19 protein-coding genes and 1 pseudogene are annotated in these 18290 nt (G+C 67.7%); 7 read left to right on the top strand and 13 right to left on the bottom strand.

What is annotated here, in order from left to right; genetic code table 11:
• Positions 1-100 precede the first annotated feature (100 nt).
• From ABNX41_RS15645 to ABNX41_RS15600, 10 genes and pseudogenes are all read right to left on the bottom strand, one after another.
• Positions 101-325 carry a DUF2274 domain-containing protein gene (locus ABNX41_RS15645; RefSeq protein WP_438670662.1) on the bottom strand — a complete coding sequence of 75 codons (225 nt, stop codon included), beginning with the start codon at positions 323-325 and terminating at the stop codon, positions 101-103.
• Between the two features lies 1 nt (position 326).
• Positions 327-488: pseudogene (locus ABNX41_RS15640) on the bottom strand (TrbI/VirB10 family protein); the annotation flags it as partial.
• A gap of 21 nt (positions 489-509) precedes the next feature.
• Entirely contained in the window at positions 510-977 is a 468-nt protein-coding gene (locus ABNX41_RS15635; RefSeq protein ID WP_438670661.1) for a hypothetical protein, read from the bottom strand.
• A 94-nt stretch (positions 978-1071) separates the two neighbouring features.
• Complete coding sequence (locus ABNX41_RS15630; protein WP_438670664.1) at positions 1072-1449, bottom strand: tyrosine-type recombinase/integrase; 378 nt, start codon at positions 1447-1449, stop codon at positions 1072-1074.
• A gap of 315 nt (positions 1450-1764) precedes the next feature.
• A complete protein-coding gene (locus tag ABNX41_RS15625; RefSeq protein ID WP_438670660.1) occupies positions 1765-2187 on the bottom strand; it encodes a type II toxin-antitoxin system VapC family toxin in 423 nt (140 codons plus the stop codon).
• A gap of 6 nt (positions 2188-2193) precedes the next feature.
• Entirely contained in the window at positions 2194-2442 is a 249-nt protein-coding gene (locus tag ABNX41_RS15620; protein ID WP_438670659.1) for a FitA-like ribbon-helix-helix domain-containing protein, read from the bottom strand.
• Positions 2443-3243: 801 nt separating this feature from the next.
• A complete protein-coding gene (locus ABNX41_RS15615; protein WP_438670658.1) occupies positions 3244-4029 on the bottom strand; it encodes a heme ABC transporter ATP-binding protein in 786 nt (261 codons plus the stop codon).
• A 1-nt stretch (position 4030) separates the two neighbouring features.
• Entirely contained in the window at positions 4031-5035 is a 1005-nt protein-coding gene (locus ABNX41_RS15610; RefSeq protein WP_438670663.1) for a FecCD family ABC transporter permease, read from the bottom strand.
• A gap of 65 nt (positions 5036-5100) precedes the next feature.
• A complete protein-coding gene (locus ABNX41_RS15605; protein ID WP_438670657.1) occupies positions 5101-5979 on the bottom strand; it encodes a heme/hemin ABC transporter substrate-binding protein in 879 nt (292 codons plus the stop codon).
• Entirely contained in the window at positions 5979-7019 is a 1041-nt protein-coding gene (locus tag ABNX41_RS15600; RefSeq protein ID WP_438670656.1) for a hemin-degrading factor, read from the bottom strand. Before ABNX41_RS15600 ends, ABNX41_RS15605 begins: the two co-directional genes overlap by 1 nt.
• Positions 7020-7232: 213 nt before the next feature.
• Between ABNX41_RS15600 and ABNX41_RS15595 the strand changes: the two genes are divergently transcribed.
• From ABNX41_RS15595 to ABNX41_RS15580, 4 genes are read left to right on the top strand one after another with little or no spacing between them, the layout of a single operon-like run.
• Positions 7233-9350 carry a TonB-dependent receptor domain-containing protein gene (locus tag ABNX41_RS15595; RefSeq protein ID WP_438670655.1) on the top strand — a complete coding sequence of 706 codons (2118 nt, stop codon included), beginning with the start codon at positions 7233-7235 and terminating at the stop codon, positions 9348-9350.
• Positions 9351-9360: 10 nt separating this feature from the next.
• On the top strand, positions 9361-10515 hold the full coding sequence (exbB, locus tag ABNX41_RS15590; RefSeq protein ID WP_438670654.1) for a tonB-system energizer ExbB: 1155 nt from the start codon (positions 9361-9363) through the stop codon (positions 10513-10515).
• 4 nt (positions 10516-10519) lie between these two features.
• Complete coding sequence (gene exbD, locus ABNX41_RS15585) at positions 10520-10957, top strand: TonB system transport protein ExbD (protein ID WP_438670653.1); 438 nt, start codon at positions 10520-10522, stop codon at positions 10955-10957.
• Entirely contained in the window at positions 10954-11892 is a 939-nt protein-coding gene (locus tag ABNX41_RS15580) for an energy transducer TonB (RefSeq protein ID WP_438670652.1), read from the top strand. The genes exbD and ABNX41_RS15580 overlap by 4 nt, the downstream gene beginning before the upstream one ends.
• A 127-nt stretch (positions 11893-12019) precedes the next feature.
• Here the strand turns inward: ABNX41_RS15580 and ABNX41_RS15575 are convergent, their stop codons facing one another.
• A complete protein-coding gene (locus ABNX41_RS15575) occupies positions 12020-13327 on the bottom strand; it encodes a glycerate kinase type-2 family protein (protein ID WP_438670651.1) in 1308 nt (435 codons plus the stop codon).
• 274 nt (positions 13328-13601) lie between these two features.
• On the opposite strand from ABNX41_RS15575, the gene ABNX41_RS15570 reads away from it, so the two are divergent.
• Positions 13602-14489, top strand: a complete 888-nt coding sequence (locus ABNX41_RS15570) for a CHAD domain-containing protein (protein WP_438670650.1) — start codon at positions 13602-13604, stop codon at positions 14487-14489.
• A 53-nt stretch (positions 14490-14542) separates the two neighbouring features.
• Here the strand turns inward: ABNX41_RS15570 and ABNX41_RS15565 are convergent, their stop codons facing one another.
• Entirely contained in the window at positions 14543-15322 is a 780-nt protein-coding gene (locus ABNX41_RS15565; protein WP_438670649.1) for an alpha/beta fold hydrolase, read from the bottom strand.
• Between the two features lie 123 nt (positions 15323-15445).
• On the opposite strand from ABNX41_RS15565, the gene ABNX41_RS15560 reads away from it, so the two are divergent.
• Entirely contained in the window at positions 15446-15817 is a 372-nt protein-coding gene (locus ABNX41_RS15560; RefSeq protein ID WP_438670648.1) for a hypothetical protein, read from the top strand.
• 77 nt (positions 15818-15894) lie between these two features.
• Here the strand turns inward: ABNX41_RS15560 and glyA are convergent, their stop codons facing one another.
• Complete coding sequence (gene glyA / locus ABNX41_RS15555; RefSeq protein WP_438670647.1) at positions 15895-17181, bottom strand: serine hydroxymethyltransferase; 1287 nt, start codon at positions 17179-17181, stop codon at positions 15895-15897.
• Between the two features lie 255 nt (positions 17182-17436).
• Here glyA and ABNX41_RS15550 point away from each other — a divergent pair, with 255 nt between their 5' ends.
• The gene (locus tag ABNX41_RS15550) at positions 17437-18201 is read left to right on the top strand and encodes an NAD kinase (protein WP_438670646.1); all 765 of its coding nucleotides are present in this window, start codon (positions 17437-17439) and stop codon (positions 18199-18201) included.
• The last annotated feature ends 89 nt before the right edge of the window (positions 18202-18290 follow it).

The raw sequence follows: 18290 nt of genomic DNA, 5'->3' as shown, positions 1-18290 counted from the left end.
CTCGACCGTGAGCGTTACGGCAAGGGCGCAACGGTCGAGCATATGCAGACCTTGCTTCAGGCCATCGCACTTTGAGCCGCGACGATAGCGCGGGCACGGGTCAGTATATCGCCTGAGAACGCGGCTTGGCGAAACCGCGATCCGTGGCGATGAACCGTTCCAGCATCGGTACGATGAGCCTTACGGGATCGGCAGCGGGCTGGCCGGTTTCGCGGGCCAGCACCTCGGCATAGGCGATCAGATCGCGGTGGAGCGGCGCGGGCAGTTCCACCGCGACCTTCACGGGCTTGTCGTCGGGGAGCGGGCCGAGTTTCAGCTTGGTCATGTCAGCCTCCCGCGTTCTCGAATACGAGGTCGCGGGTCACAATGATCCTGACCGGGAAACCGGGCCGGATGGTGAGCGTGGGCGCGACCTGCAACTGGCGCTGGACGATCTGCTGGCCCGCCTGATTGACGGTATCCTGCGCCCCGTCGCGGATGGCGCGGATCGACACCAACGAGATGCGTCTTCACTTCGTCGCGATCGATCCTGACGCCGAGCACGAGACCGGAGAGGTCTTCGTCTGGACGATGCCAAGGCCGGGCCGCGCGCGATCTGGCTTGGCAAGCCGGTGCTGGACCTGTTGGCCACCCTGTCCCGGATCAGCGATCTGGTCTTTGCCGAAGATGAGCAGCCCCTGCGCGGGATCCGGCTGGACAGGTTCTGGCACGAGGCCCGGAAGGCTGCGAGGCTCACGCCAAGCACCGAGCTTGGTCTGATCCAGACCACCGACGCCGACGGAGAAGCCGCAGCATTCGCCGATTGGTTTCAAACCAGCTGGAACGTTCAGAAGCCGTAGGCGGCCAGCGGAGAGATATTCCCCACTTGGCTCGCAGAGGTGGCATCGCAACGGCGGTATGTCTGGCGACATCGACCTCAGCCATGTGAATCGGGCGGCGCGGATCGTGTTCGGGGTGAACAGGGTGACCGTGTTCATTTGCCTGCCTCCTTCCTGTTGCGCTCGAAATCGGCCTGCACCGCTTTCCAGAACAGCTTCCGGTCCAGCCCGTGCTTTTCGCAGAAGGCGGGGATCAGCAGCCGGGAGCGTCTGTATTCCCGCAACAGGTGCGGCGGGATGGCGGGCGGGTTGGCGGCGTGGCAGGCTGCCGGTTGCGCTTTGTTATGTCACTGGGGGCGGCGAGCGTCTTGTTCAAATGGGCACCGACACTGATCGCCGCGTCGCGCAGGGTCTCGTCCGCCAGATGGATATAGGCTTCGGTGGTCGCGAGCTCGCTGTGCCCGAGCAGCCTGGCGACCGTGCGCGGGCTTTCCCCGGCGCTGATCGCGGTCGTGGCGAAGCTGTGGCGCAGATCATGCAGGCGCAGGGTGCCGATGCCAAGTCCCTCAGTAGTAAAAGCGCAAGTGCCGAGTACGGCACTTTGCGCCGCACCGCTGCTAACGACGATCAGGGATTGTGGGGGAGGCGTAGCCGCGTGGCGAGTTTCGGCGTGGTTCTTGATCCAGTCGTGGGCCGCACGGGCAAGCCAACGCCCCTGAAGCCTTCCTCGATAGGAAATGTCCGCAGCGCCGCCGAAGAGGGATTAGATAAGAGATTTTTCCTCACCCAACAGCAATCGAACCCGACCCGGCTTCGCCATCATGTCCTGCATCTCGGCGAAGGCGTGCAACGAAAATTCGGGCGACATAAGATCAACGGACGCGCCCGGACGAAGCCTGTCGATCACACACTCATTGCCGCTATTCCGTAATAGCTTCATCTTCTATTATTCCAAATCCCATGGATTGATGACCTCGATCCCACATCCCTCGAAATCCTTGACATTGCGAGTGGCGATGGATGCCCCCACCGCACGGGCAATCGCCGCGATCTGGCAATCCGCCTGCGCGATAGGTCGGCCAGATGCCCGGCGGGTCGAGGCTATCACCGCGAAGGTTTCCGCCGCTGGACTATCGAAGGGAAGTATCCTGTCTGCGAAGTCTTCCCGCAAAATGCTGTCGAGCATCAGGGACAGACCCGCCTGGCGCCGCCCTTCCGGCAGTAGGGCAACTCCATAGCGCAGCTCCGCCTCCGTCACGGCAGTCAGGAAGACCTGTGTGCCCTCCCGGCCAGCAAGCCAGCTTTCGACCTGCGGTTCCGGGGCAGGACGCAGCAGTTCCGAGACGATGTTCGTATCAAGTATGATCATGATAGATCACGCCCGGTCGAATGCTGGCGGCTCGCGCATCGCGTCACGCGGGGGAAGATCAAGCTCAACACCACCAAACTCGGCAACCCGCGCCCTGATCCGAGCCGACAGATCCAGCGGCTTTGCGGGACTATCCACAGCATCACGCAGGATATGACGCACCTCGTCTTCCATCGAGCGGCCATGTCGCGCCGCCCTGATCCGCAAACCATGTTTCACGGCATCGTCCAGATTTCGGATCGTGATATTTGCCATGACACCCTCCTGATCGCCTTACGCAACATAGAGCATGCTAGCATTGCTATCAAGACATCTCCCAATCCGAGTTGTCGCTTTCTGCTTGCGATCACACCGCGATCCTCACGAATAACTGCATGATAGTTCAGGTCATATGGAGCGGCGAAGCCATCAATCCCACGCCAAGGCGTGCAAGTTAGAGCCTTCAAGGGGGAGACGTTTTGAACAACTGAGGAAACATCGCCTAATTTATGACTTGGAGGCATTTGCTCAGCATGTTCTGGGAGTGCTTCGATGTGCCTTGATGTGATTACTCCGATTTGGCACCAAAAATGGCTTCCGTCACGTATCCGACCATTCTTTTCGTCGGGATACTTTCGCCTTTGGTCCTCTCGCCCCTCCACGGCAACTGCCTGCCCTCACCATGTAGAAGCGCTGAGCAGTTCACATGCCCGGGAGCGGCTTTTCTATGATCAGAGCGTTTATAGATGTGTCTGCTTGTCAGGCCTTGAATCCCTAGAAAAAACGGAAACCTTGGTCCCCGGCAGAAGTCAGGAGGCGAAACGCCGGGAAGTGTGAAGCGCGAAAACAAGCGGAAAGTCAGGATCTTATATCCTTCTAACCTATTGTTTTAAATGCAACACTTTTTGCGTGCAGGGTATCCCTGCATCGTTAACGGGCGGGGCGATTACTTCCTCGGTAACAAGTCCGGTCCGATCCGCTTGACGGCCTGGCCATGTTCGGGTCGGGCAACAACCACGGTCGGCCCGCTCGCGCCGGGCTTGCTTCTTGCCACCGATGGCGGGAAGGCTTCGAAAATCAAGCCGACAGGGTCTGGCGCGCGGCTTGGACGAGCAACCATGGGCCCTCTTCTGGGGCGGTGCAGACCGGGATGTGGCAGCCATAGACCCGCTCGATCATCTCGCCGGTCAGGACTTCGGCGGGCGGGCCGGAGGTGACGAAGCGCCCCGCCGAAAGGACCGCGATCCGGTCGGCGAACATCGCCGAGAGGTTCAGGTCGTGCATCACCGCCACCACCGCCCCGCCCTTGTCGGCGTAGGAGCGGGCGATGCGCATCACGCCGAGCTGATGGGCGATGTCGAGGCTCGAGACCGGCTCGTCCAGGAACAGCCAGCGCGGGCCCTCGGGGCCGACCGGCTCTCCGGCCTGCAACAGCACCCGGGCCAGGTGGACGCGCTGACGCTCGCCGCCCGAAAGGCTCTGGACCAGCCGGTGCCCCATGCCCCGCAGCCCGACGGTGGCGAGCAGCTCGTCGATGCGGCGCGGCGATGGCGTGGGGCCCCGATGCGCGCCAAGCGCAACCACCTCGGCGGCGGTGAAGGCGAAGGCGACATGGGTCTCCTGCGGCAGGACGGCGCGCAGGGCGGCCAGCCGCTCGGGGCAGGTCTGGCGCACCTCAAGCCCGTTCAGCCGGGCCGAGCCGTGATAGCCGATCTCACCGGTGATGGCGCGCAGCAAGGTGGACTTGCCCGAGCCCGACGGCCCGACGATGGCGGTCAGCGTGCCCGGCGCGGCGTTGAGCCCGATGCCGGACAGGATGGTGCGGCCGGAAAGGGCGACGGAAAGATCCCTGACCTCAAGCATTTCAGAACCCCGCCAGCCCGCGCTGGCGCAAGAGGATCCACAGGAAGACCGGGGCGCCGATCAGCGCCATGATCACGCCGATGGGCATTTCGGCGGGCGCGGCGATGGTGCGCGCGATCATGTCGGCGGCGACCAGCAGCGTGCCGCCCAGAACCGCCGAGGCGGGCAGGATCACCCGGTTGTCGGGTCCCGCGACCAGCCGCAGAAGATGCGGCACCACGATGCCGACAAAGCCGATCCCGCCCGCAAGCGCGACCGAGATCCCCGCGCCCGCGGCCGTGCCCATGATGGCGCGGTTCTTCAGCCGCTGCACCCTGAGCCCGACATGCAGCGCCTGCGCCTCGCCCATGGCCAGCGCGTTCAGCCCGCGCGCCAGCAAGGGGGCCGCCAGAAGCAGGGGCAGGATCAGCGTCGCGCCGACAAGGATCTTGTTCCAGGTCGCCCCCGCGAGCGAGCCCATGCCCCAGAAGGTCAGGTCGCGCAACTGGCGGTCGTCGGCCAGATAGACCATGACCCCGGTCACCGCGCCCGAAAGCGCGCCAAGCGCGATCCCCGCCAGCAGCATGGTCGCGACATTGGTCTGTCCGTCGCGCGTGGCCACACGGTAAAGGATCAGCGTCGCGCCCCAGCCGCCCAGAAAGGCCGCGAAGGCGGTCAGATGGGTGCCGACGACCGCCGCGACCCCGGCGGGCAGCATCCCGCCCAGAACGATCGACATGACCGCGCCCAGCCCCGCCCCGGCGCCCACGCCGGTGATGCCCGGATCGGCCAGCGGGTTGCGGAACAGCCCCTGCATCAGCGCGCCCGAGACAGCCAGCGCCGCCCCCACCAGAAAACCCATGAGAAGGCGCGGCAGGCGGATGTCGAAGAGGACCACGCGGTCGCGCAAGGTCATCTCCTCAAGCCCGACCAGGATCGAGAGCAGCTTCAGCGGCGAAAGCCCTGCCGCGCCGGTCCCGAGCGAGATCAGCGCGACCAGCGCCGCGAGCCCGGCCAGCAGGACCATCAGCGGCCCCCGGCCCCGCACCAGCCGCCCGGCGGCGCGGGGTCCGCTGTCCGCCGTGGCGATGGTCACGGGGCCGCCCCCGAAGCGGCTTCCGGCGCCCCGGGATAGAGCAGGCCGTAAAGCTCATCCGCGGCGGCGGGCGTGCGCGGGCCGAAGCCCAGCATCAGCATGCCGTCCATGCGCAGGATCAGGCCGGTTTCGGCCGCCAGGGTCTGCGACAGGGCGGGATGCGAAAGGATGTCGTCATTGGCGATCTGAAGGTCTCCCTCGCGGTTCATCATCAGGATGACGTCGGGATTGGCCTCCAGTACGGCCTCGTCGGTCATCTGCTTGTAGCCCGCAAAGCCTGTGCCCGCATTGGTGCCGCCGGCCAGTTCGATGATGCCTTCGGCAGCGGTTCCAGTGCCCCCGGCCATCACGCGCCCGCTCTGGATCGCCAGCACGAAAAGGACGCGCTTCTTCCCGGTCACGGCCTCGGCCCGGGCCTCGGCGGCGGCCAGCCCCTCAGTGACGGAGACGGCCAGCGCCTCGGCGCGGTCGGACAGGCCGAGCGTCTCGCCCACGGCGCGGATCTTGGTCGCGATCCCGGCCGGGGTCGGGTCGCCGGGCATCTCGATGAAGGGAATGCCCGCGCTGCGCAGCACCTCGACCGCCTCGACCGGGCCCGCGCCCTGTTCCGAGATGATCAGGTCGGGGTCGAGCGCCAGCACCCCCTCGGGCGAGAGCGCGCGGATATAGCCGACATCCGGCAGCTCCAGGATCGAGGCCGGGTGGTTCGAGGTGGTGTCGCGCGCGATCAGCCGCGCCTCGGCGCCCAGTTCGACCACGATCTCGGTGACAGAGCCGCCGATCGAGACGATCCGGTCGGCCTCGGGATAGCTTTCGGCGAGGGCCGGGGCGGCGGCGGCCCACAGCCCCAGGATCGCGGTGGAGACAAGGCGCATCACGCGTTCACCTCTTCAAGCACGGGCAGGCTTGCGGTCAGGTCGTTCCAGGGTTCGGCGGGCGTGTCCTTGCGATAGCCGAAGATCTGGAGGATCAGCATCCCCTCGGCGTCGAAGGCCTCGATGCTGATGGCATCGCCGGTCCGGGTGGGCTTCCTGACCCGCCAGACCTCGGCGACATGATCGGTGCGCAGGTGCACGTCGAAGCGCGGATCCAGCACGTTGATCCAGGGCCCCATCGGCACGATCCGCTCGACCGGCCCGCCGTGGATCTGGATGCAGCCCATGTTGCCGACGAAGATCATCACCGGCACCTTGCGTTCCGAGGCCAGCTCAAGCGTGCGCGTCACCGCGTCGAGCGCGAGCGGCGTCGCGAAAGGCGCCCCGGCGATCCGGTTCGCGCCCAGCCGGTTCATCTTCAGCCCCTTGACCAGGGACAGGAACTGATGGGTATCGGTCATTTTCTCCCATGCGGCGCGCAATTCGTCGCGCCGGGCATGATCGCCGCGCGCCGATTCGACGGGTTTGCGCGGTTCGGGCGTGATCACGCCGTTTTGATCGGGCAGGCGCAGCGCCTCGACCATCCGCTCGAAGGCCGCCGGGTCCGAGGCCTCGCGCAGGTGGATCTTGTGGACCGCATCCCCGGCCGCGTCGAAAACCTGCACCGAGCGCTTGGGGCCCTTGTCGGTCTCTTCGGTGACGGCGAAGGCATGGACCCAATGCGCGGGAAAGATCCTCAGGTCGATCTCCGGGCCCAGCACCATCGCCGCGACCTCGCCCGAGCGGTAGTCGCTGTATACACCCACACGCTCATGCACGCAGGATTCGTTGCGGGTCAGCGCCATCACCTCGCCCATCTGCGCGACGAAGGGCATGATCCGGTCGGGATGCGCGGCAATCGCGGTATTGCCATGGCCGACCCAGGCGGCGACCAGCTCGGCTTCGGTCAGGTTGTTCGCAGTTGCGAAATCTCGGGCGCGGGCCTTGGGGTTTTCGGCGCGCAGGGTGCGGATTTCGGCGGGGCTGAGGCGCGGGGCCATGGCGTTTCCTTTTGCTGGGCAAGGCAACGCGCGTCTCTGGCGACCGGGCTGGCGCGCGCAATCTATCCCCTTAGGGATACTTGACAATTACAGTCAGTATTCCTAAGAGCCTTTCCCTGACAGATCAAGTCAGAATCTTCTGCACCGCCAGCCGACCGCGCTCGTGCCAGCCCTTCGAGAACGCAGCAAAAATACGGACGAAGGGAACCCGCCATGACAGACCTCAAGACACCTGCCCTAAGGCGTAGGCTGCTTGCCTCAGCGACCATCCTGGCGCTTTGCGCCACCCCCGCCGCGGCGCAGCAGAGCGAGGGTTTCTTTCAGATGCTCGGCCGCATCATCCTGGGCACGGGGACGGCCAAGGTGGCGATCGACACGCCGCAGGCGGTGACCGCGCTGGAGCAAGGGGATATCGACCAGTTGCAGCCCCAGACGCTTTCGGACCTGCTCAAGGGTGTTCCGGGCGTGCAGACCTCGGGCGCCTCGGCCCGTCCGCTGGGCCAGGCCTTCAACATCCGGGGCATCGGCGCGACCGACACCGCCTCGTCCGAGGACCGCATCAAGGTCACCGTGGACGGCGCGCCGAAGTTCTTCGAGGGCTACCGGATGGGGTCGTTCTTCGGCGATCTCGAACTGTTCAAGCGGGTCGAGGTCCTGCGCGGCCCGGCGTCCTCGACGCTTTACGGCACAGGCGCGATCGGCGGCGCGGTGGTCTTCACCACCAAGGACGCCAGCGACTTCCTGGCCGATGGCGAAAGCTCGGCGCTGCGGTTCAAGGGCTCCTACGGGTCGAACAGGGATCACACCGGGCTGGGCGCGACCTACGCCACCCGGGTCGGCAATTCCGAATTCCTCGCCTCTCTGAACAAATCCGACAGCGACGTGATCAAGGACGGCGGCGGGAACGAATTGCGCGGCACCGAATTCGACGCCTATTCGGCGCTGGTGAAGGGCAAGTGGTATTTCGGCAATGACGACGACCAGTCGCTGACCTTCTCCTACTCGCGCACCGAAGCGGACCTGAAGGGGACCGAGGTCGTGCAGACCGGCGGCAATGCCTCGATGTCCGCTCTGTTCGGCCAGACCGACCTGAAGACAGTCGACGACACCGCGACCCTGACATGGAACCACGGTTTCGCGGGCAACGACCTGCTCGACCTGACGGTGCAGCTTTCCTACAGCGATACCACGGTTGACCGCTCTAACTTCACCGGCGGCCTGCCCTGCGGCCCGGGCACGCTTTCGATCCTGTGCGACAGCTCTTACGGCTACCGCACGGTCACGCTGAAGGTCGAGAACGTCTCGGACGTCTCCTTCGGCGCCTGGCAGAACTACCTGACCGTCGGCGTGCAGCTTTCCGAGCAGGAGCGCACCGCAAGCTCGGTCCTGGGCAGCTTCACCTTCCACCCCGAGGGGACGGACAGGCGGATCGGCGTCTATGCGCAGGGCGAGTTCACGCTGAACGACCGTTTCGTGCTGATCCCCGGCGTCCGCGTCGACTTCGGCGACCGGGACCCTTCGGCGGCGGTCATCGCCCTGGGCGGCGAAGCCGTCGACGACACCGCCGTCTCGGCCTCGCTCGCGGCGCTTTACGAGTTCAACGACAACCTCTCGGTTTTCGGCTCCTATTCGACCACCGAGCGGATGCCGACGCTGGACGAGCTTTACGCGACGCGCAGCGCGGGCGGCGCCGTTTATGCGCCCAGCCTCAACCTCGACAAGGAAAGCGCCGAGACCATCGAGATCGGCTTCGCCTATCAGCAGACCGGGCTGTTCTCGGCCGACGACTTCTTCGGCGTGAAGATCACCGGCTTCCACAACGACATGACCGACCTTATCGCCAACAACACCAGCGGCGTGTCGGGCGAAGATGGCCTGATCAACATCGACGCGGCCAGGATCTGGGGCGCCGAACTGGAAGCCAGCTATGACGCCGAACGCTGGTTCGCGAGTCTGGCCTGGAGCAAGGTGAAGTCGAAGAACATGGACACCGGCGCGCAACTGGCCAATACGCCCGCTGAAAACGTCGCGCTGACCCTGGGCGCCAAACTGCCCGAGCAGAACCTGATCCTGGGCTGGCGCGGCTATTACTTCGACAGCATCTCGACGGGTGCGGCGCATTCGCTGGGCCGTCCCGATCTTGCGGGCAAGGCCTATGACACCCACGACCTGTTCGTGACCTGGCGGCCTGATGAGGGCGCGCTGGCCGGGCTTGAGGTGAACCTTGCCGTAGAGAATGTCTTCGACAAGGAATACCTGAACAACCTTGCGTCGGATGTGGCCCCCGGCCGCAATGCGAAGCTTTCCATCGCCAAGAACTTCACCTGGTAAGATCAAGACAATGCGGAACGCGCTTATCATCCTGCTTCTTTCACTCGCGGCCCCCGCGGTTGCCCAGGACGGAGGTGCGCCCGTTGTCTCTTCCGAGGCGCCGGAGCAATCCGGCGCCCCGACCGAGGAACCGGCGGCAGACCTTCCCTCTCTGCCGACCGAAGCCGAGGGGGTGGTTCGGGAAGGGAATGTCCCTGCCACCCCAGCCACGACCGATGCCGCAGGCCCCGTGCCTGCGGCCGAGGTTCCAGCGCCTGCGGCCGAGGTTCCAGCGCCCGCAGCCGAGGGCCAGGAGCCAGCACCGCAACCCACCGCGGATGCCGCTGCCGGGGATGCTCCTGCTGCCGCCGAGGGCGCGGCCACCGCCACCGAGGGCACGGTTCAGGCCGATGCTCCCGCCGGAACCACGGCGCCGACAGCCGACATCGCATCCGATGCCGCCGGAGCCGACGCGGCCCCGGCCGAGGGCGGCGCCGCCGCTGCCGTCCCCCATTCCGCCGATCTGTGGGAAATCGTCATGCAGGCCCATTGGGTCGTCATGGCGGTCATGGTAGGCCTTGCCATCGCCGCTTTCGTCGCGCTGGTGATCTTCATCCACAAGACCATCGAATTCGCCGCCGCTTTCTCCCGGCTCAACCGCACCGCCCGCACGCTGTCCGCCGCGACCAGCCTGGATGCCGCGCGCAGCGCCACCGCCCGGCATCGCGGCCCCGCGGCCGACATGATCCGCGCCGCCACCGAAGAGCTTGAAGCCGCCCAGGCCGATCCCGTTCTGGCACCCGGCGTGCGCGAGCGTACCGCCTCGGCGCTTGGACGGATCGAGGCCGGGGCCGCCCATGGCCTGCGCTCGGGCACCGGGGTTCTGGCCTCGATCGGCTCGCTTGCGCCCTTCGTCGGGCTGTTCGGCACCGTCTTCGGCATCATGAACAGTTTCCTCGCCATCGCCGAATCGAAGACGACCAGCCTTGCCGTCGTCGCCCCCGGCATCGCCGAGGCGCTGTTTGCGACGGCAATCGGCCTTGCCGCGGCCATTCCCGCGGTTCTGATCTACAATATCTGTTCGCGCAGACTTGCCAAATTCCGCTTGCGTCTGAACGATGTCGGTGCCGCCGCCGAGCGGTTGCAGAGCCACGCGCTCGACCGCCTGGCCGCGCAGGAGGGCTGAAACCATGGCTGCCTCGATCAAGGACGACGACGACGGCGACGAAATGTCGGAAATCAACGTGACGCCGTTCATCGACGTCATGCTGGTTCTGCTGATCGTCTTCATGATCGCGGCACCGCTTTCGACCGTGGACGTTCCGGTGAACCTGCCCGGTTCCTCGGCCCCGCCGCAGGAGCGCCCGGAAGAGCCGGTCTGGCTGTCGCTCGGCGCGGATGGCGTCCTCAGCCTCGGCAACGATCCCGTCGAACTGGCGGCGCTGGCCGCCGCGCTTGAGGCGCGCACCGGCGGGGATCGCACGACTGCGATCTTCCTGCGCGGGGATCGCGACATTCCTTATGGCGAGTTGATGACCGTGCTGGATGGCCTGCGCAATGCGGGTTATCTGAAGGTCGCGCTCGTCGGCCTTGAAAGCGTCGGAACCGAAGGAGGTGCTGCCCCATGACCCCGCCCTCGATGACTCACGCCCCGAAGACTGCATCCCATCCGCTTGCGGCTTCGCGCTGTCCCATGGCGCCGCTTCTGCCCTCGCTCGCCGGTCCGTCGCGGCGAAAAAAGACATTGGCCTGGGCCGGCTCGACCTCGGTCGCGGCATTGCTGGTTTCGGCCATCGCCGCGATCGCGATGACGAATGTGCAGACCGCGGGCGAATCCATGGGCGAAGCGGCCGAGCCGCTGATCGTCATGCTGCCTGCCGCCGCCCCGGTCGAGGCGATGAGCGAGCCCGCCCCCGATGCGGTCGACGATGCCCCCGAGGAAGTGGTCGAGGCGCCCGAGGACTTCGAGGAGGTGCCCGAGACGCCCGAACTGACCGAGGCGCCCGAGACCCCCGACGCGGTGGAGCTGCCGGACGATCTTCTGGCCGAGGATGTGCCCGAGATCGACACCGATGCGCCCCCGCCGCCGGTTGCCGAAAGCGTGGTCCAGCAATCGCCCCGGCCCAAGCCCCGCCCCGTGCGCGAAGAGCCGCCGGTGGTCAAGAAAGAGCCGGTGAAGACCGCCGAGAAGCCGAAAGAGCAGCCCAAGAAGGCCCCGCCGAAGAAATCCAGCAGCGAGGCTTCGGCCGGTTCGACCGCCTCGAACCCTTCGGCGGGCGCGGCCTCGGCCGGTTCGGGCAAGGCGGCTGCGGCGTCCTATGGTTCGGATGTGATGAAGAAGATCCGCCGCACCAAGCAGCGCAACGCGCCCGGGCGCGGCGTGACCATCGTCAGCTTCACCATCGCGCCGAACGGCGGCCTCGCCTCGGTTTCGGTGGGGCGCGGTTCGGGTAATCCGGCGCTGGACCAGCATGCGGTGGATCACGTCCGCCGCTCTGCCCCGTTCCCCGCGCCGCCGCCCGGCGCGCAGCGCAGCTTCTCGGTCGAGATCAAGGGCAGGTGAGCCCCCGGCGGTCTGGACCGCCCTGAAAAACCGCGCGCCATTTCCCTGCGGCGGGCCTGGCTTCGGGGGCAGTCCCCATGACCGAAGTCCCGGGCCCGGCAATTGCAGGGCCCGGAACGGCCGTGGCCTAGACGATCAGGATCACGCGGAAATCGTTCACATTGGTCAGGGTCGGCCCCGGCACCACCTGCGCGCCGAGGGCGCCGAAGAAGCCATGGGCGTCGTTGCGCGCCAGCGCGGCTTCGGGATCGAGGCCAAGGCCCTTCGCCTGTGCCAGCGTCGCGGCTTCTGCCAGTGTCTCGGGCCCGATCACGGCGCCCGCCACCTCGGCCGCGCCATCGACGCCATCGGTGTCGCAGGCCAGCGCATGGATGCCGGGGGCGCCCTTCAACGCCAGCGCCAGCGCAAGGCAGAATTCCGCATTGGGCCCGCCCACGCCATCGCCCCGGCGCGTCACCGTCAGCTCTCCGCCCGAAAGCAGCAAGAGCGGCGGGGCCCCGGGCTTCCGTTCGGCCTGCAATTCCAGCGCGAGCCGGGCCTGATCGGCGGCGACCTCGCGCGCCTCGCCCTCCAGCGCATCCCCCAGGATCCGGGTCTCGCAGCCCGCCGCGCGCGCCAGATCGGCGGCGGCGGCAAGGCTTTGCGCCGGGGCGGCGTAGATCAGGTTGGTGACCCGTGACAGGCGCGGATCCCCGGGCGGCACCACGCCGGTCGGGCGCGCCAGCGCCGCGGTCACCGTCTCGGGCGGGGTGATCCGCCAGCGCTCCAGCACCGCCCGGGCGTCGGCCGCGGTCGTGCCGTCTCCCACCGTGGGCCCCGAGCCGATGAAGGCCGGATCATCCCCCGGCACGTCCGAGATCATCAGCGCCAGCATGCGCGCGGGCCAGGCCGCCGCCGCCAACTGCCCGCCCTTGACGCGCGAGAGGTGCTTGCGCAGCGTGTTCATCCGGTCGATCGGCGCGCCCGAGGCCAGCAGCGCCGCGTTCACCGCCTGCTTCTCCTCAAGCGTGACACCCTCGGCGGGCGCCACCAGCAGCGCCGAGGCCCCGCCCGAGATCAGCGCCAGCACGAAATCCCCCTCGCCCAGGCTTTCGCACAGCGAAAGCATCCGCGCCGTCGCCTCCATCCCGGCCCAGTCGGGGACGGGATGGGCGGCCTCGACGATCTCGATGCCGCGACAGGGGCGGCCATAGCCGTAGCGGGTGATGACCAGCCCCTCGCAGGGGCCCCATTCGGCCTCGACCGCCTCGGCCATGCGGGCGCTGGCCTTGCCCGCGCCGATCACCACCACCCGGCCCGGCGGCTTTTCGGGAAGGTGCCGGGAGAGCGAGCGCATTGGATCGGCGACCTCGACCGCCCGGTCGAACAGCCTGAGCAGAAAGGCCTTGGCGTCGGGGATCGCCGAATGGCCTGCGGGCGTGTCGGGGTGGTGCATCTGGCCTCCTTCTCGGCATGCGCATGGGGCTGCCATGGCGCCGCATCCATCGCCGATTGGACAACAGCGGCGCGCCATCGGCAAGCGGGAAGGGGCGGGCACGGGCCCCGGGGTCGGGGATTTCCGGTGGGCCGGTCCGGCGGCGGTTTCCGCCGGTTCCCGGGCCCGCGCGGGGGATCGCGGGAACCGTCATATGGCTTTGGCTTTACTGTTACGGACTCGGGCTATTGCGGCATTCCAGCGACGCGGCATTTCAGCAACAGGGGCATCCTTCGTGACAGAACGGGAAAAGGCGGCGGAGGCGATTCACGCCGATATGGCCTGCGAAGAGGCGTTCGCCCGTATCGTAGGCGATTGCTCCGATGAGATCGACAGCCATCTCTTCGTCTTTTTCGGTTCCGAGGACGAATCCGGCCCGCACAAGGCGCGCGTCGCCCTGCGGCGGTTGACCACCGCGCTGGACGCTTTCGCGCCGATCCTGCGCCGCAAGGCCGGGGCGAGGGCGCGGCGGGACGCCAAGGAGATCTTTCGCGCGCTCGGCCGGGTGCGCGATGCCGATGTCTTCCTGGCCGCCCATGGCGGCGGCGAGGGCGGCAAGGAGGATCGCGCGCTGACGCGCGAGACCGAGGCGCTGCGCGAGGCCGTCCGGCGCGAGCTGCGCGCGAACAAGGCGGTCGCCTATGCGCCTGCCCTGATGCGGATGATCGCCGAGGGCGGGATATTGAAAGAGGGCGCGGGCGGGCGGGCGTTGCGCGCCGCCCCTGTGGGCGATCTGGCGGCCCGGGCGCTGACCGCCGCCTGGTCGGCGGGCGTGGCGGCGGGGGACGCCCCCTTCGGCGAGGATGTCGAAGCCATGCACGATTTCCGCAAGGACATGAAAACCCTGCGCTATCTGAGCGAATTCTTCTCTCCGCTCTGGCCGGGAGAGGACTGGCCGCGATTCCGAGCCCTGTTGCAGGATCTGCAGGACGAGCTTGGCCTGCTCAACGACCTCGCCAATGCCCGCGCCCGGGGCCGGGTCGGCGAATCGGGGAAAGAGGACAAGGCCCGGGCCCGTTCGGCGGCGCTTTGGCAGGAGTTGCGGGCCCGGGGGCCATTCTGGCATGCCGCGCCCCGGGCCTTGGCCGAAGCCGCGCCGGTTCCGCCGGAAGAGGCAGGCTGACCTGACGGGCGGGCAGGGACGCGGGCGGGGCAGGGGGCCTCGGGGCGCGCTGCTCAGGCGTTCAGGAAGACCCGGACGGTTTCCTCGAATTCGCGCGGCTTGTCGGCGTGCAGCCAGTGGCCCGCCCCCGGCAGCCTGGCAAAGCGCGCCTTGGGGAACAGGCTGCGGATGGTCTCGCGGTTCTCGGCGCGGACATAGCCGCTTTCCGATCCGGTGACGAACAGCGCGGGCGCGTCGAACCGCCCCGTGGTGCCGGGCCAGCCGACGATCTTCGGCATCTCGGCCTCCAGCACGTCGAGGTTCAGCCGCCAGCGCGGCCCGCCCTCGGCCTTGAGGTCCAGCGATTGCAGGAAGAAGGCGCGCAGCGCGGGATCGTCCACCCCCCCGGCCAGCCTGCGGTCGGCCTCGCCGCGCGAGGTCAGGCCGCCCAGATCAAGGCCGCGCATCGCCCGGGCATATTGGCTCTGGTCATGCGCATAGGCGACGGGCGCGATATCGGCGACGACGAGACGGCGGATCCGCGCGTTGTCGCCTTCGGTCAGCGCAAGCTGCATTGCCGCCTTGCCGCCCATCGAATGGCCCAGAAGATCGGCGGTGCCGCCAAGGCTTTCGATGACTTCGGCCAGATCCCCGGCCATGTCGGCATAGCCTTGCGTCGGAAAGCGCGGGCTTTCGCCGTGGTTTCGCATGTCCACCGCGATCACGTCGCGCAGATCGGCCAGCCGCCGCGCGATCACGTTCCAGTTGCGGCCCGAGCCGTAAAGCCCATGGGCGATCACCAGGGGCGGCTGGCCCGAGGGGGCGGCGGCGGGATGTCGGATCGTGGCAAGCATGGCGGTTCTTCTAGCGAAACGCTCTGTCCCGCGCCAGAGCGGTTGAAGCCCGCCCCGGCTTTGCGCGATACTCGGGACGGATCGCGGCGCAGGGGCCGCAGAACGGGAAACGGAACGGCGGCAATGGGCGTGGGAAGCATCCGGCAGATGGCCGACAGGGTGGCCGGTCTGATGGAGGAGCGGCTGCGGATCCGCGGTCGCGGATTGACTGAAAAGCTGGCGCGCGGTGGGCACAAGCTGCCGCGCCGGGTGCGCCGCGCCGCCGCGCTGCTGGCCGAGGCCTCGGAAATGGCGCTGACGCCCAAGCTGCAGGTCCGCATCGACGAGGGCCGCGTGGCCGAGGCCTATGACACCTGCCTGCGCTATCTCGGGCCCCTGGGGCGGGCGGATCGACGCAAGGCGGTCTGGCTTTCGATCGGGGCCTCGGTCGCCTTCTCGCTCCTGGTGGTGGGGGCGGCGGTGATCGGCTTTCTGGTCTGGCGCGGCTACCTCTGAGGCCGCGCGGCCCGGCCCCGGAAATGCGAAAGGGGCGCCCGGACCGGCGCCCCTTCGCTTTTTCTCGGCGATCCGGCTCAGAGCGTCGGATAAAGCGGGAAGCGGGCGCAGAGCGCCTCGACCTCGGCCCGGACCTTGGCCTCGACCTCGCCGTTTCCGGCATCGCCATTGGCGGCAAGTCCGTCGACCACCTCGACGATCCAGCGCGCGATCTGGCGGAATTCCTCTTCCGCGAAGCCGCGCGTGGTGCCTGCGGGGGCGCCCAGACGGATGCCGCTGGTCACGAAGGGCTTTTCGGGGTCGAAAGGCACGCCGTTCTTGTTGCAGGTGATATGGGCGCGGCCAAGCGCGGCCTCGGCCGCCTTGCCGGTGACCTTCTTGGGGCGCAGGTCGGCCAGGCACAGGTGGTTGTCGGTGCCGCCCGAGACGATGTCGATCCCGCCCTTCATCAGCTCATCCGCCATGGCGGCCGCATTGGCCTTGACCTGGGCGGCATAGGCCTTGAACTCGGGCCGCAGCGCCTCGCCGAAGGCCACGGCCTTGGCGGCGATCACATGCATCAAGGGCCCGCCCTGAAGGCCGGGGAACACCGCCGAGTTGATCTTCTTGGCGATATCCTCGTCATTCGTCAGGATCATGCCGCCGCGCGGGCCGCGCAGGGATTTATGCGTGGTGGTGGTGACCACATGGGCATGCGGCACCGGCGAGGCATGGACGCCGCCCGCCACCAGGCCCGCGATATGGGCCATGTCGACATGCAGATAGGCCCCGACCTCATCCGCGATGGCGCGGAAGGCGGCCCAGTCCCATTCGCGGCTATAGGCGGTGCCGCCCGCAAGGATCAGCTTCGGGCGGCTTTCCAGCGCCTTGGCGCGGATTTCCTCCATGTCGAGGCGCTGGTCCTGCGGCCGCACCCCGTAGGAGACCACGTTGAACCATTTCCCCGACATGTTCACCGGCGAGCCATGGGTCAGGTGCCCGCCCGAGTTGAGGTCGAGCCCCATGAACGTGTCGCCCGGCTTCAGCAGCGCCAGGAACACCGCCTGGTTCATCTGGCTGCCGGAATTGGGCTGGACGTTGGCGAAGTTGCAGCCGAAAAGCTGCTTGGCCCGCTCGATCGCCAGGGTCTCGGCGATATCGACATATTGGCAGCCGCCGTAGTAGCGCTTGCCCGGATAACCCTCGGCATATTTGTTGGTCAGGACCGAGCCCTGAGCCTGAAGCACCGCCAGGCTGACGATGTTTTCCGAGGCGATCAGCTCGATCTCGTCGCGCTGGCGGCCAAGTTCGGCGGTGACGGCGCCGAAAAGCTCGGGGTCGCGCGAGGAAAGGGTTTCGGTGAAAAAGCCGGTGTCGCGGGTCATGCGCGTCTCCCTTTGGGCCAAAGCTGCGGCGGTATTTAGATCACCCCCGCCGCCGGGGAAAGGGCGTAAAGCGACGCCTGCCGGGCGCGGCGCGAAATCGGCGGGCGGTGCGGCCCCGGGGCCAGGCGGAAGCGGCCCGGTTGCGGGCGCCCGGGGGTGCCTTGCGGGCCACGCCCGGGCAGGGGCGCGGTCCGGGATCACGCCGGGGTTGAGTTTCCGCGCGCGCCCGGCAATGGTGCGGGCCGGGAGATCGCCATGACGACACGCATTAGGTTCACGGCCTCGAACGCGCCCGCGGCGCGAGAGGCGCTGGCGCGTCTGACCGCGCTTTACGGTCAGGCCGAGGCGCGGCGCGCCGATGTCGTCGTGGCCCTGGGCGGCGACGGTTTCATGCTGGAGACGCTGCACGCGCCCGCCTCGCGCGATCTGCCGGTCTATGGCATGAACTGCGGCACCATCGGCTTTCTGATGAATGCCTATCAGGAGGACGATCTGCCCGCCCGGCTTCAATCGGCCGAGGCCGAGATCCTCAACCCCCTGTCGATGCGGGCCGAGAATGCCCGGGGCCGCAGCACGCAGGCGCTGGCGATCAACGAGGTCTCGCTCTTGCGCCAGGGGCCGCAGGCCGCCAAGCTGCGGATCGCCATCGACGGGCGCGAGCGGATGGCCGAGCTTGTCTGCGACGGGGCGCTGGTGGCGACGCCCGCGGGCTCCACCGCCTACAACTATTCCGCCCATGGCCCGATCCTGCCCATCGGCGCCGATGTGCTGGCGCTGACGGCGATGTCGGCCTTCCGCCCCCGCCGCTGGCGCGGCGCGCTCTTGCCGAAGACGGCCGAGGTGCGGTTCGACGTGCTGGAGCCGGAGAAGCGCCCGGTGATGGTGGATGCCGACAGCCGGTCCTCGGTGCGCGACGTGGTCTCGGTCGTGGTGCGGTCCGAGCCGGGGGTGCGCCACCGGCTGCTCTTCGACCCGGGGCATGGGCTGGAAGAGCGGCTGATTCGCGAGCAATTCGTCTGAGACCTGAGACCTGAGACCTGAGACCTGAGACCTGAGACCTGAGACGCGACCCCTCGGGGGACGGACGGATTCCTCCCGGGCCGGACCGA

This window comes from Pseudogemmobacter sonorensis (assembly GCF_042762395.1).
Taxonomy (GTDB): domain Bacteria; phylum Pseudomonadota; class Alphaproteobacteria; order Rhodobacterales; family Rhodobacteraceae; genus Pseudogemmobacter; species Pseudogemmobacter sonorensis.
This window is presented reverse-complemented; position numbering and strand designations above follow the sequence as displayed.

Coding starts and splice junctions, on each gene's coding strand:
- ABNX41_RS15645 (WP_438670662.1), bottom strand. CDS start 325: ATGACCAAGCTGAAACTCGGCCCGCTCCCCGACGACAAGCCCGTGAAG.
- ABNX41_RS15635 (WP_438670661.1), bottom strand. CDS start 977: ATGAACACGGTCACCCTGTTCACCCCGAACACGATCCGCGCCGCCCGA.
- ABNX41_RS15625 (WP_438670660.1), bottom strand. CDS start 2,187: ATGATCATACTTGATACGAACATCGTCTCGGAACTGCTGCGTCCTGCC.
- ABNX41_RS15620 (WP_438670659.1), bottom strand. CDS start 2,442: ATGGCAAATATCACGATCCGAAATCTGGACGATGCCGTGAAACATGGT.
- ABNX41_RS15615 (WP_438670658.1), bottom strand. CDS start 4,029: ATGCTTGAGGTCAGGGATCTTTCCGTCGCCCTTTCCGGCCGCACCATC.
- ABNX41_RS15610 (WP_438670663.1), bottom strand. CDS start 5,035: ATGGTCCTGCTGGCCGGGCTCGCGGCGCTGGTCGCGCTGATCTCGCTC.
- ABNX41_RS15605 (WP_438670657.1), bottom strand. CDS start 5,979: ATGCGCCTTGTCTCCACCGCGATCCTGGGGCTGTGGGCCGCCGCCGCC.
- ABNX41_RS15600 (WP_438670656.1), bottom strand. CDS start 7,019: ATGGCCCCGCGCCTCAGCCCCGCCGAAATCCGCACCCTGCGCGCCGAA.
- ABNX41_RS15595 (WP_438670655.1), top strand. CDS start 7,233: ATGACAGACCTCAAGACACCTGCCCTAAGGCGTAGGCTGCTTGCCTCA.
- exbB (WP_438670654.1), top strand. CDS start 9,361: ATGCGGAACGCGCTTATCATCCTGCTTCTTTCACTCGCGGCCCCCGCG.
- exbD (WP_438670653.1), top strand. CDS start 10,520: ATGGCTGCCTCGATCAAGGACGACGACGACGGCGACGAAATGTCGGAA.
- ABNX41_RS15580 (WP_438670652.1), top strand. CDS start 10,954: ATGACCCCGCCCTCGATGACTCACGCCCCGAAGACTGCATCCCATCCG.
- ABNX41_RS15575 (WP_438670651.1), bottom strand. CDS start 13,327: ATGCACCACCCCGACACGCCCGCAGGCCATTCGGCGATCCCCGACGCC.
- ABNX41_RS15565 (WP_438670649.1), bottom strand. CDS start 15,322: ATGCTTGCCACGATCCGACATCCCGCCGCCGCCCCCTCGGGCCAGCCG.
- ABNX41_RS15560 (WP_438670648.1), top strand. CDS start 15,446: ATGGGCGTGGGAAGCATCCGGCAGATGGCCGACAGGGTGGCCGGTCTG.
- glyA (WP_438670647.1), bottom strand. CDS start 17,181: ATGACCCGCGACACCGGCTTTTTCACCGAAACCCTTTCCTCGCGCGAC.
- ABNX41_RS15550 (WP_438670646.1), top strand. CDS start 17,437: ATGACGACACGCATTAGGTTCACGGCCTCGAACGCGCCCGCGGCGCGA.